Source organism: Bacteroides celer (assembly GCF_002632415.2).
Taxonomy (GTDB): Bacteria; Bacteroidota; Bacteroidia; order Bacteroidales; family Bacteroidaceae; genus Bacteroides.
This window is the reverse complement of the sequence record NZ_CP178209.1, coordinates 1,862,537-1,876,705: the sequence shown is the minus strand read 5'-3', so window position 1 is coordinate 1,876,705 and position 14,169 is coordinate 1,862,537. Positions and strand designations below refer to the sequence as shown.

Sequence of the window (14,169 nt, the reverse complement as noted above, 5' to 3'; positions counted from 1 at the left end):
AAGGTATGGCAAAGAAAGATGAACTTAATTTTGAAACAGATAATAAAATGGCATCAAGCGAAAAACTAAAAGCCTTACAGGCTGCCATGGAAAAGATAGAAAAGAGCTTCGGTAAAGGTTCTATCATGAAAATGGGTGATGATAGTGTTGAACAAGTAGAAGTGATCCCGACAGGCTCTATTGCCTTGAACGTGGCACTTGGTGTTGGAGGTTACCCTAGAGGTAGAATCATCGAAATCTATGGCCCGGAGTCTTCCGGTAAAACAACATTGGCTATCCACGCCATTGCTGAAGCACAAAAGGCCGGCGGTATCGCTGCTTTTATTGATGCCGAACACGCTTTCGACCGTTTCTACGCATCTAAACTGGGAGTGAACATTGATGATCTTTATATCTCTCAACCGGACAACGGAGAACAGGCTTTGGAAATTGCAGAACAACTGATCCGTTCTTCTGCTATCGACATCATCGTTATCGACTCTGTAGCCGCACTGACCCCTAAAGCGGAAATCGAAGGTGACATGGGTGACAATAAGGTAGGTCTTCAGGCACGTTTGATGTCTCAGGCACTCCGTAAGTTGACAGCTGCTGTGAGCAAGACACGTACGACTTGTATTTTCATCAACCAGCTGCGTGAGAAGATCGGCGTTATGTTCGGTAACCCAGAAACAACGACTGGTGGTAACGCATTGAAATTCTATGCTTCCGTACGTTTGGATATCCGTGGTAGCCAACCTATCAAAGATGGTGAAGAGATTCTTGGTAAACTGACCAAAGTGAAAGTAGTGAAGAACAAAGTAGCGCCTCCTTTCCGCAGAGCTGAATTTGACATCATGTTTGGTGAAGGTATCTCCCACTCCGGAGAAATCATCGACTTGGGTGCTGACTTGGGAATCATCAAAAAGAGCGGTTCATGGTATAGCTACAACGATACTAAGTTAGGACAAGGGCGTGATGCTGCTAAACAATGCATTATGGATAATCCTGAATTGGCAGAAGAACTGGAAGGACTGATTTTTGAAGAATTGAAGAAGAAATAAATAGCTTTAGATCTGTTTATCCGTAGGCTGAAAGCTAAGTAAACAAAGGTGGGAGAAAGTCGTTTACGATCATTCTCCCACCTTTTTCTTTTTTATATCATTCTCTCTTTTATCCCTTATACAAAATAAATGTATGCCAATGTACTCAAGCTGATAATTATCCAAAGCAATATTCCTTGAATCAGAGGTTTAATTCCAACGGCTTTCAAAACATCAATAGAAAGAGAAGCACCGATGAAGAACATAGTTATCGTCAAAGTCTTACGGGCAATACCGTTGATAGCTGCTCCTAATTGTGGCACTCCATCCAGTAAATAAGTATTTACCACCAATGCCAATACGAAGAAGAGGATAAACCATGGAATACTGATCTTTTGTCCTTTACTCTTGAAAATAAAGGAAGTAGCAAAAGCCATCGGGATAATCCAAAGAGCACGGGTCAATTTGATAGTAGTAGCCACTTTCAATGCTTCTTCACCATAGGCAGCTCCCGCGCCTACTACAGAACTGGTATCATGAATGGCAATAGCTGCCCATGTTCCAAACTGTTGTTGATCCATATTCAATGCATGACCAATGGCAGGGAAAATGAAAAGTGCAATAGCGTTCAAGATAAAGATTGTACCTAATGCCACAGACATTTCACTGTCCTTCGCTTTCAACACCGGTCCCACTGCTGCGATAGCACTACCACCACAGATAGCGGTTCCCGAACTGATAAGATAAGCTGTATTCCGATCTATTTTAAACAATTTACGTCCGATGAACCAGCCAATTACCAATGTTCCGATTACTGAAATGACCGTAAATTCCATACCTTCCTTACCGGAAGCTAAAGCAGAATGAAGGTTCATACCGAATCCCAGTCCTACTACTGAATATTGCAACAGATATTTCGATGTTTTCTTATTAAACTTTGGATGTGCTTGTCCGCAAGTTAATGCAAAAATAAGTCCGAGGAACAAAGCAACGGGAGGAGTTACCCAAGCCGACCATGCTTCCAATCCCGGAATATAGTCTAAAAACAGGAAGAAAGTCAGAGTGGAAAGCAGCGCAATATAAATCATCTTATTATTTGCCTGCAAAGTTTTTGTAGCTGTTGAAATCATATCTTTTTGTCTTTAATCGTTTTCCGGGTGCAAAGGTACGGTAAACAATCAAGACCCACCAATAGTTTCTAATTATGCATTATAACTTTTAATTATAGGCATACTCTCTCCCAACTACTCTTACACTGTTACAATGTCTTTCCCAAAAGGTGATAATGCCAAAGCTGCCAATTTAAAGTGCTGTAAGCCAAAAGGAATACCAATGATGGTTATACACAATATAGCCCCAAAAACCAAATGGGACAGACAGATCCAAATACCACCCAAAAATATCCACAGGATATTCATCAATATATAAAGGCAACCACCAGAGCGGTTCCCACTTCTTACTTCTTTACCGAAAGGCCACAAAGCAAGTCCTGCCAGTTTTAAAGTTTGCATACCAAACGGAATACCAATAATGGTAAGCATCATCAATATACTTGAAATGAGGTATTCAACGGCAGTGAAGATACCACCAAGCAACAACCACAATAAATTCATTAAACAGCCCATATATAAATTGTATTAGTTATTTTTCCAATTTTCTTTTTGTTGTCTCATCCACTTTACCCTGATGTCATTTATTCTCTAACATTATCATCCATTTCCAAATGGGAATCACCTCTATTGTAAAACCATCCTGTTCCACCGTACGTTCTTCATTACGAGTCACAATTTGTAACTTCTCCGCCTTTAAGAACTTTGCCGTTTTCAAAAGCCCATTTACTTCACGAGTAAAAGTTTGAGTATCAGAAATATTATATAATGCTTGAACAAGCCATTTCTGATCAGGGATATAAAAATCAACTTCTACATTCTGATTATAGAAATATAGCTCCTTTCCAACCATTCTATATAAAGAGACAGCTACTAAATTCTCCAACAACAAAGTTTCCGGATTAAAGATAAACAGATTCAAAATGCCATTATCAATAAAATAGTATTTCCGGTTACTCTCTCTTTCCGCAAAACGAGCTGCATAATTTTCAATACTGAATATCAGCCAGATTTCTTCCAAATATCCCACATAGTCAATAACTGTTCGCACCCCCACGCTCTCTCCCGCTGAAGATACTATATTTTTAAGTCGATTGTAAGAAGAGGGTTGCATGACACTTTCAGCAAGTTTTTTCACCAACAAACTCATCGAATCCGAATTACGTAACGCATAACGGGCCACTAGATCACCAAAAAATATTTTCTGATAAAGCCCGCTCAACCAAGAACGTTTATCTTTAAATGCAATCAATTCCGGAAATCCTCCATTATAAAAATAAGCATCAAAAGTGCGCACCACTTCATTACGTAAACTTGGAGTATAAAGCCAGTTTGTTTTTAATATTATATCCTGCGAAAGAAGAAACTCACGAAAAGAATACGGATATACCTCCTGAATAAGAAAACGCCCGCCTAATGTCGTAGCAATCTCACTACTCAACATCTTCGCATTACTTCCAGTCACATATACACGATATTTTTTATCTACCAACCGACGAACGAACTTTTCCCACCCGTCTACAACTTGTATCTCATCCAAAAAGAAAATAGGCTGATAGGGAAAAGTCTCTTCGTATGCCAATTTTATATCATCCAACTCTGCTGATTTCAAGCCGATAAAACGTTCATCTTCAAAGTTGATATATAGTATTTCTTCTATCGTATGCCCTTTTTTCAGCAGTTGGTGTATCCGCTGATACATCAAATAGGATTTTCCGGCCCGGCGAATACCTAAAAATACATAATTACCTGCATCCTCAAAAGTAAAAGGACGTTCCATAAATGTTATATCCTTCACAAATTCTTGATTCTCACCAATTATCTGCTTTATTTGTTCCTTGTCCATATCTGGTATTGTTCTATATATAAAATACAAATATAGTATTTTTGTTTCGTATACAAAACAAAAATACGTTGTAATTCGTCTCACAAATGGTTTACCGTTTTTTATTGGTGACAGAAATTAACCAATTGCTCACTATATAATATAAGGTCGGTCATCAAACTGACAAATTATCCATTACAGCAAAAAATGCCGCCCAAAGAGGTTGTTTTATCAGATTAAGTCGCGGATTTTAAGGTTAGGTTATACTGGAAGCAACTCTATGAGAGCTGTTTCTTTGTCAAAGATTAACAATGCAGTGTCTTAATCCTTATTATACTGGAAGTTACTCTATGAGGTTAACCTAACTTATGTAACAAAGGAATGATGTGTAGTCTTAATCCTTATTATACTGGAAGTTACTCTATGAGGTTATGCAAATGCGCTTACCATTGTTGTTAACCGCAAGTCTTAATCCTTATTATACTGGAAGTTACTCTATGAGATAAAGATTATGAGAATTACTAATGATGCAAATACTGTCTTAATCCTTATTATACTGGAAGTTACTCTATGAGGTAATCAAGACGATGCTAACAATGATGATGATGCAGTCTTAATCCTTATTATACTGGAAGTTACTCTATGAGATGCTGCAAGTGGTGCTTATGTCGAGTCTGTAACGTCTTAATCCTTATTATACTGGAAGTTACTCTATGAGTCCGGGCAACTCGAAAATAGTGTTCGATGATTTGCAGTCTTAATCCTTATTATACTGGAAGTTACTCTATGAGGTGTTAGTGCTGTTGCTTATTCTACTTCTATTAGTGTCTTAATCCTTATTATACTGGAAGTTACTCTATGAGTATGAAAAAGTTTAGCAAAGAAGAAGTAATTGAGGTCTTAATCCTTATTATACTGGAAGTTACTCTATGAGCATGGAAACGGCAGCAAGTGCGGGCAGTGATAACGGGTCTTAATCCTTATTATACTGGAAGTTACTCTATGAGACTAAACTTGAAAGTGCTAATAAGAAACAATCTAATGAGTCTTAATCCTTATTATACTGGAAGTTACTCTATGAGATTAGTTAGGCAAATGTATTTTAATTCTTTTGGCGGTCTTAATCCTTATTATACTGGAAGTTACTCTATGAGTATCAGAGGTCAGAACCAAAGAAGGCAAGACATTGCTGGTCTTAATCCTTATTATACTGGAAGTTACTCTATGAGATTTTGAAAATCATGATGGCCTCATGATTACTAGTCTTAATCCTTATTATACTGGAAGTTACTCTATGAGATAGTTGACCTATCCGAGTATCAAGGACAGGAAGCGTCTTAATCCTTATTATACTGGAAGTTACTCTATGAGCTACTGATGAAACAGTTGATGCTCGTATAGTTGACCTAGTCTTAATCCTTATTATACTGGAAGTTACTCTATGAGCTAGCGAATCAGATTTTAATCACGCAATATCAACGTCTTAATCCTTATTATACTGGAAGTTACTCTATGAGTATTCAGATTTTTATCAATGGAGTAGATGGGTTTTGTCTTAATCCTTATTATACTGGAAGTTACTCTATGAGAAAGAAATAGGAGGAATAAACATGAATAAAAGTATGTCTTAATCCTTATTATACTGGAAGTTACTCTATGAGGTAAAGAAGTTTATGGAAACCGCTGCCAGTGCGGGGTCTTAATCCTTATTATACTGGAAGTTACTCTATGAGCCCTCTTGTCATTGCATGAACAGGGTTCCAATAGCAATGTCTTAATCCTTATTATACTGGAAGTTACTCTATGAGTTACATTATGAACATTTTTAGTAGTTTACAAGTGTGTCTTAATCCTTATTATACTGGAAGTTACTCTATGAGTAGGTGTTATCATGATGACAACAATAGTATCATGCAGTCTTAATCCTTATTATACTGGAAGTTACTCTATGAGAAAATGCAATTAACCAATTAAAATATTAACCATATGAGTCTTAATCCTTATTATACTGGAAGTTACTCTATGAGAACGATAAGCCGTGCTATCAGCAGACGACATAACCTGTCTTAATCCTTATTATACTGGAAGTTACTCTATGAGATTATGTCCTCAATTTATCTGACGAAGAATATATGGTCTTAATCCTTATTATACTGGAAGTTACTCTATGAGCTGCACAATGTCGTGCTGCTGTCAACACTAAACTTGTTGTCTTAATCCTTATTATACTGGAAGTTACTCTATGAGATTCAACGGAAATCGATGTGTAATAAGAGGAGTAGTCTTAATCCTTATTATACTGGAAGTTACTCTATGAGACTTTCTACCAACAACAAAAATACTAATTTAAAAAGAGTCTTAATCCTTATTATACTGGAAGTTACTCTATGAGAATTTAAAAAATTAAAGATTATGGAAAAGATTAATTGTCTTAATCCTTATTATACTGGAAGTTACTCTATGAGATGGGTTTTTGAGACCGTAACAAATGAAGCCGTCTAGTCTTAATCCTTATTATACTGGAAGTTACTCTATGAGAACACAACGACCATTGAGGAAGTGAAAGCTTCCCAAGGGGTCTTAATCCTTATTATACTGGAAGTTACTCTATGAGTGGGCGAATTTACAGACAAAGAAGGGAACGTTTGTGGTCTTAATCCTTATTATACTGGAAGTTACTCTATGAGCGAAAATATGAGTGATAAAGAAGCTATTAATTATTTGTCTTAATCCTTATTATACTGGAAGTTACTCTATGAGATCTGAATGCTTAAATGTAGCTATTCAGATTTTTATCGTCTTAATCCTTATTATACTGGAAGTTACTCTATGAGAAATTATGAACATCTTTAGTAGCCTGCAAATTTATGCGTCTTAATCCTTATTATACTGGAAGTTACTCTATGAGTATGAAAACTTACGACGTACATTTCTATGATTCTATGTCTTAATCCTTATTATACTGGAAGTTACTCTATGAGGGAGAATCGTTTTAAACATTACTAGATATGGCAGTAGAGTCTTAATCCTTATTATACTGGAAGTTACTCTATGAGCAGAGAATAGATTATATCCTCGATTTATCTGACGAGGTCTTAATCCTTATTATACTGGAAGTTACTCTATGAGTCAAAGGTTATAGAGTGTATGAATTATATAGCAAAGTCTTAATCCTTATTATACTGGAAGTTACTCTATGAGAATCTATACACAATCATGTACTCAGAAAAAGTAGGAGTCTTAATCCTTATTATACTGGAAGTTACTCTATGAGATCTATCAATCATTTATATCATGAATGAAACTAGTCTTAATCCTTATTATACTGGAAGTTACTCTATGAGTCATTAAAATGCTTGATATAGTGAAAAAAACTCTGTCTTAATCCTTATTATACTGGAAGTTACTCTATGAGAATGGATTTAGTTTCAAATACTTCATTCAGGTTTGTCTTAATCCTTATTATACTGGAAGTTACTCTATGAGACATTAAATTATGAACATTTTCAACAACCTGCAAGTGTCTTAATCCTTATTATACTGGAAGTTACTCTATGAGATTTAACAATTAAAACATTAAATTATGAACATTTTCGTCTTAATCCTTATTATACTGGAAGTTACTCTATGAGACTTTCTACCAACAACGAAATACTAATTTAAAGAGTCTTAATCCTTATTATACTGGAAGTTACTCTATGAGACTATTGAAACGTGGTGGAAAGAAAAACGGGTAATTGTCTTAATCCTTATTATACTGGAAGTTACTCTATGAGGGAACACAAAGAACCGCAAACCTTTGCGAATCAGAAGTCTTAATCCTTATTATACTGGAAGTTACTCTATGAGCCTTTAGTATTTACTCCAATGTACTATCATGGTAGAGTCTTAATCCTTATTATACTGGAAGTTACTCTATGAGTGCCAAACCGAAAGACAAAGAGAGTATTTTATTAAGTCTTAATCCTTATTATACTGGAAGTTACTCTATGAGTGTATTGATAGTATTAAAACGTATGACATTTTGAGAGTCTTAATCCTTATTATACTGGAAGTTACTCTATGAGTCTGAATGCTTAAATACAGCCATTGGTTTTTTTATGTCTTAATCCTTATTATACTGGAAGTTACTCTATGAGAGATGCAACCGAAGAATCAGTCAAAGATTCACTAGATGTCTTAATCCTTATTATACTGGAAGTTACTCTATGAGATAGAGGAAACGAACTAGTTTATAGTAACGTTTATAATGTCTTAATCCTTATTATACTGGAAGTTACTCTATGAGGCCAATATCCTCCCGTATGTTTTTGTTTAAGGGGGTCTTAATCCTTATTATACTGGAAGTTACTCTATGAGATAATTTAAAATAAAGATAATAAAATAAGTGATTAAGTCTTAATCCTTATTATACTGGAAGTTACTCTATGAGCCTTATCATTATAATCACGTCATTTTCAACAGAAAACAACAGAAAACATAAAAGAACCACCCTAAAAAAAGAAAAAAGCTCTCTTTTTAAAAGCCTGCAAAGATAAACAATATTTCAAAGAACGAAAACATAAACATTCTAAAAAAACAGTGTATTCTTAGAATTCATTATAATATCAATATCTATTGACTTCCCAATAATCTTCATAGAACGAAGAAAGTCTGTAGAGATCGGTACGATCATAATGCTATCATGATTATCATAACAAGCCTGCACTTCTAATAAATCTGAACGAATCTGCTCATAGTCCTGATTATTCAAATCTGCCAAGAAAATAGAACGTTGAACACGAAAACATCCTTTCCTCAACAAGTACTTAGCAACTTGATTACGTACTTTATTACTTTCTATATCGTACATGACAAAAAATAACATATTCAATGATTTTTTTTTAGGAACATTTAGTAAGCCTATCACCCGTTTGATACGTTCGTCCAAACTTTCAATAGAAGAAAGATCGTGTTGACGATTATAAATCATTTGGTTATTATCTACGCCAGCATGCATCAATTTATTCATCTTCTGTGGAAATGTCAACTCTTTCTTTTTACTCTTTCCCATATACTAATTAGATCATTTCGTTAGTCAATAAGTAAGATGTTATCAAATCAGCCAATAGTCTATTCAATTCATCCGATGTTCCACTACGAGGGGACTGAACAACACTAAAGCCACGCTTACCATAAAACAAATTGATTTCGCCCAAACGTACACCCATTTTACAACGAATCTTCTTGGCATACTGAATATTCATTATTTCGTAAACGATCAGTCCCGTTTTCTCTATATATTTTTTCAAATCGTTTATTATATCATCCAAACATTCAGGCACATAAGGAACTTTCTTATTTTGCAATTTCTGTTTCAACTGAGGTTGCAACAATTGTTTTATCCGATTTATAGTTTCTTGATCCGGATCTTTTATCTTTTCATCCGGTGACATCACTGTTATCTTTTCTTTTTTTACCTGTTGTTCCAACTCATGTTTCAAATCGAACATAGAAGTAGTATCCGAAACAGACAGATAAGTGCTCATGTCTACCGGAATTGATTCCGAACAATAATAAGCATACGGATCAATGCTAATAAAACAGGCTCGGCAGACATCGCAAGTACGTTCGTCAATCACCTGTTCCAAATGATATTGCTTTGAAAAAGCCAACAAAAATGCTTTATAGAACAAAGAATAAATTCCTGCATCATAACAACGTTCCTTCAAACGAAACAATACTTTCAATCCATCCTCACTCGGGGATAAAAAAGAAAGTACAACCCTTTCGTCCCGTTCCACTTGATCGCGAACTACAGCTAGATTCAATCCTTTTTCAGATATATGATCTATATCAACTATAAAATATTCAGTATAAGCAAAGTTCTCTGTTCGCCGATAAGGAGGATTGAACATTCCACATACAATATATGGAAGTTCACGTTTCAAAACTTTATATTGTTTTTCGTCCAAACTCCTCACAACACGCAACTGATGAATACGGGATTTCACTTCCTCTTTCGGATTCCGAAGACTATGATATAAATAATCAACTGTGACCTTCCTGAGCGTATCCGAATCTCTCAAAAGATTTACTCCTGTAGATAACATATTCTATTCATATTTTTTAAACAATTGTGCCAAATCCTGCGCATAAAGTTGAATCTGAGTCAAACGCGAACGATTTACCCCTTTTACAGTGATTATCTCATCCAAATAATCATTCAGAGATTGAATAAGAACACGCCGTCCCAATGATTCTAACCAATAAGAGCCATCTTCACGAACCGAATAATATTCATCCGTTACTACTTGCTGAACAACCAAACTATACACTACATAATCTACCCAAATCCGATAAAGTTCTATCACATCATAGACCAATACCGGACGATTATAATCGTCTCTATGTAAAATTCCAATATAAGGGTCAATTCCCGCTTTTATCAAAGCACCTTCTATTTTTCCATACAATACACCATAGCCATAGTTCAAAAAAGCATTTACCACATCCATAGCCGGATGTTGAGTACGCATTTCAAAACGATATTCTTCAGGAATCAAATCGTTCAGTGTTTCAAAATAAATCTTTGAAGCTACGCCTTCCCACCCTCTCAGTTGAGCTGCCACATCTGAAACGATTTCACCGTTCAAAGAAGCGATCTTCGTTCGATAGTCTTCCAAACGGGCTATATTTTTCTCACGTTTCCGACAGATAGCCACATTATCTGTCCGCATCATCAACAACAAAGCTTGTTGGTTCTCTATTTTACGACGAATAATCTCCTTAATCCATTGCAAGGCATCGTTAGAAAACGTGAAATTCAACTGTCCTTTACGAATGGTAGATACAGAACCATACCTAGGGCTCCAGATTCGACCAATCGGCATACCGGACTTATCCATAAACAGCACTTCTATTTCATGCTCTATAGCGAGCATTACTGCATCGCTTGTAATCTGAGCTCCTCGACTAATCTGTATCGACTTTATTCCAGCTACAGGAATCCGTTGTCTGCCATCTTTATGAGTGACAACAAAACCTTCATTATCCCGATTTAGAGAAGTTCCAAATGTATTCAAGACCAGTTCCATCTTCTATTTTTTTAAATTACCCAAAAATCATCTACAATATACAATTCTTGCTTAGCACGTGTCATCGCCGTATATATCCATTGATATACATAAGGCTTTTCAATACAAGGTACCGAACGAGGAATATCAAGAAACACGTATTCCCATTCTCCACCCTGCGCCTTGTGGCAAGTTAACGCATAACCAAACACAGCCCTCAAAGCATTCAAGTAAGGATCCTTCATCATCTGCCGATTAAATTCATCCTTTCCTTGCCGAATACCTCTCTGTTTCATTCGTTTATAAAAATCTATAAACAATTCTTTTTGTTGGATTTGCGAAAGATTTATCTGATTCTGATATAAAATATCCGCAATCATCAGTTGTGAATAGCTTTTCTCCGTGAACAGTTCTTTTACCATCACATTCAAAAACGTCAATCCAGCTCGCACTTCTTTATGAGTTACAGATTCTACAACAACTAAATCACCATTCATCAATCCGGATACATAGTTATTTTGCGTCACCAACAATAAATCACCAATAGCCAACTCAGCACTGTTTATATTTAAAGATGGACGAACGATTTGAGTAATCGTATCACACTGCCGATTAGAATAACACAACAGGGTAGAGTTATTCAGACCTTTCTTCTTTATCCGCTGTATATACAGTTGTATCAATTCCACCTGACTATTTATAATATGTATGTTTTTACAACCACGAAATGGAAATTTCGCCCACTTCCACGGCTGTGGATTAGCATACAAACGCCTTATTTTTTGAGAGGAAAGTACAATATCGTTTCCTTTGTCTTGCCGCACGATTTCAGTCAATTCGACTTCTGATGCTAATATAGAAAAAACATCTTTAAAATATTGAAGGGATAATGCCGGAGACACCTTTTGAGAGATAGGTGGAAGTTGACAAGCATCACCTACAAACAGAAATTTACCCTTCGAATCATAATCCAACAAATCTTTCAACAATCTTCCGCTTCCAAATGAAGCCTGCACGGCTGTAGCATCTTCTTTATCAGAAATCATAGAGGCTTCATCCACAATGTAATACCACTCTTCAGTCCTGTTTGTATGAGAAACCGGATTCAACTCAAAATTAAGCAACAACTGTCCGCTAGAATCAACCCCTTTTGCCTCGCGTTGTTGGATCAATTCTTCCAGATTTTGATTCAAATCATTGTATTTATAGATTGTACCATGTACAGTTGCAGCTTGTTGACCAGTTGTGTTACTCAGAATTTTTGCAGCCCTACCCGTAGAAGCTAATAAGGAAAAGTACAAATTTCGACGTTTCAACTCTTCTATCAGAACTTTCATCATCGTAGTTTTACCAGTACCCGCATATCCTTTCAGAATAAAAACTTTCTTATCCTTATTGCGAATAAAATCCTGCAACAACTCAAAAGCCCGCTGCTGCCCATCTTTCAGTATGATTTTCTTATTTGCAGCCATATTCTCTAAAACGTTCAAAATTGAAAACAACTTGCTTTATACTATTACCCACAATTTCAACCTGCCGTTCGGCACAAGAAGCAATACATTCAATACCATTTTTGCGCAACTTTTCAATTAGCGAACAAGAAAAAGTAAATTCCCCCATCACATGAACAGTTAATTGACGGTCACCTCTCATTTTTTGGATTTTATCAAAATATTCCTTCGCCAAGCGTTCTATCTCTGTTTCATCATAAGATGGTTCTATATTCGGGAAAGGTAAGTCGACACATTCACCATAGACTTCAGCAGCATCTCGTTGTTTCTGTTCCCACAAAGCATAAGGATGATTAGACAAATTTATCAATAATTTCTCACCCATTTTCGGTACGGTTGGCATTTCCAACGATTGATCGAGTATTGAAAAACAGGCCTCTATTGTTTCCTGAAGTTGTTTAATAATCAGCGTTGCACTGACTGTACCCAAAAAACCGGCATGATTAATCTGATTTCTATTCGTTGTCATTTTCCCATACGGTTTCCGCAATTGCTTTACCCATTCTAATGAAAAGAAAGCTCTACTTAATAAATGATGTCGGGTTAATGTTATGTTCCATTCTTTCTCATCATTCACGTATTTTACATTAATTCCTAAAATAGCAGCTATATAGCCACGGAATTCTTTTTCCTCTGTAGGAGCGAATGGATTAACAGCCTTCATTCTTTCGCACAAAATAGTGATTATAGATTCTTGTCCCAAAGTATATGCTTGCTGCACCATATTATATTTAATGCACCAATTGATAGCATATCGCAAATTATCAATCGATTCATTAGAGAACTGCATAATCCCATCTTTCAGACTTCGCAAGATTTCCTTTATAGGTTGAGGGAAACTACTGTCTAACGCCATATCGATATGCTGTTTGACAGCATTCACAGCATCTCCTTTTAGCAGTTCACGTCCTCTGCAAGTCACTATACGTTTTTCAAATTCATTGATATTATTCTTTAAGTTTATGATTGACTCTTTTACTCTTCTTTCTTGCTTGGTCGCTATGGACCAACGATTAGTAACAGAAACAATAGAAGTAGTCAAATCTCCCATTTTTCCGAAGTTCTTAAAGTTTGCAGCTGCAAAAGTCCACTCCTGTAAAGCAACCAAAGGTAATAAATCAATGATGGGAGCTTGGTTCATTAGCAAATCACGCGCTTCATAATTACCATAAGATATATGCTTCACGGTTGTATCTTTTAAAAACTTTGCATAATTTCCAAAAACCAAAATCAGCATTGGAAGATAACGGAAACTGTGAGTCAAATCAAAATATAATTCATCACCGCTATCTAATACATCGAAAAGTTTCGTAAAAATCTGCCACATTTCTTCTTCATTTTTTCCATCAGGGATGGAAATGTCATGAACCAGACAAGGCAAATTCATTTCTTTCAAAACAGCTTGCAAACTTTTATAAGATTCTACTTCATTCGTCCGAAAGTTTTTTCTAGAAGTAATCTCCATATCCCAATTATTCTTTCGGGAGCCATCCGTCAATAAAATGAAGACTGCATCGTCCACACCCCAATGAGCAACATCCACGTACTCCATAGTGGCTTGTTGTACAAAACGAGTTTCCGAAGAGATGAAATCACCTTTTACATAACTACAAGAGCTATAAAAACCTGTTCCAAGCACAGATATAAAGA

General features: G+C 35.9%; 9 protein-coding genes and 1 CRISPR repeat array. Of the genes, 1 reads left to right on the top strand and 8 read right to left on the bottom strand.

The window, feature by feature from the left end:
• Positions 1-5: 5 nt before the first annotated feature.
• Positions 6-1,040: a recombinase RecA gene (gene recA / locus CJF29_RS07250; protein WP_004302078.1), complete on the top strand. Its 1,035-nt coding sequence runs from the start codon at positions 6-8 to the stop codon at positions 1,038-1,040.
• 116 nt (positions 1,041-1,156) lie between these two features.
• Here the strand turns inward: recA and CJF29_RS07245 are convergent, their stop codons facing one another.
• The 8 genes from CJF29_RS07245 to csx2 all read right to left on the bottom strand — a co-directional run bounded on the left by CJF29_RS07245 (position 1,157) and on the right by csx2 (position 14,158).
• The gene (locus CJF29_RS07245) at positions 1,157-2,149 is read right to left on the bottom strand and encodes a YeiH family protein (RefSeq protein WP_004305675.1); all 993 of its coding nucleotides are present in this window, start codon (positions 2,147-2,149) and stop codon (positions 1,157-1,159) included.
• Between the two features lie 120 nt (positions 2,150-2,269).
• On the bottom strand, positions 2,270-2,644 hold the full coding sequence (locus CJF29_RS07240) for a YccF domain-containing protein (protein ID WP_099146260.1): 375 nt from the start codon (positions 2,642-2,644) through the stop codon (positions 2,270-2,272).
• Positions 2,645-2,708: 64 nt separating this feature from the next.
• The gene (locus CJF29_RS07235; protein ID WP_099146259.1) at positions 2,709-3,974 is read right to left on the bottom strand and encodes an ATP-binding protein; all 1,266 of its coding nucleotides are present in this window, start codon (positions 3,972-3,974) and stop codon (positions 2,709-2,711) included.
• A 297-nt stretch (positions 3,975-4,271) separates the two neighbouring features.
• Positions 4,272-8,385: direct repeats of the CRISPR family, unit length 37 nt; unit sequence GTCTTAATCCTTATTATACTGGAAGTTACTCTATGAG.
• Between the two features lie 138 nt (positions 8,386-8,523).
• Positions 8,524-9,006, bottom strand: a complete 483-nt coding sequence (cas2, locus tag CJF29_RS07230) for a CRISPR-associated endonuclease Cas2 (protein ID WP_099146945.1) — start codon at positions 9,004-9,006, stop codon at positions 8,524-8,526.
• Between the two features lie 7 nt (positions 9,007-9,013).
• On the bottom strand, positions 9,014-10,045 hold the full coding sequence (locus CJF29_RS07225; protein WP_099146944.1) for a CRISPR-associated primase-polymerase type B: 1,032 nt from the start codon (positions 10,043-10,045) through the stop codon (positions 9,014-9,016).
• A gap of 3 nt (positions 10,046-10,048) precedes the next feature.
• On the bottom strand, positions 10,049-11,029 hold the full coding sequence (gene cas1, locus CJF29_RS07220) for a CRISPR-associated endonuclease Cas1 (RefSeq protein WP_099146943.1): 981 nt from the start codon (positions 11,027-11,029) through the stop codon (positions 10,049-10,051).
• Positions 11,030-11,040: 11 nt separating this feature from the next.
• The gene (locus CJF29_RS07215) at positions 11,041-12,480 is read right to left on the bottom strand and encodes an ATP-dependent DNA helicase (protein WP_099146942.1); all 1,440 of its coding nucleotides are present in this window, start codon (positions 12,478-12,480) and stop codon (positions 11,041-11,043) included.
• Positions 12,467-14,158, bottom strand: coding sequence for a TIGR02221 family CRISPR-associated protein (gene csx2, locus CJF29_RS07210; protein ID WP_413544533.1), 1,692 nt, complete (start codon positions 14,156-14,158; stop codon positions 12,467-12,469). Before csx2 ends, CJF29_RS07215 begins: the two co-directional genes overlap by 14 nt.
• Positions 14,159-14,169 lie beyond the last annotated feature (11 nt).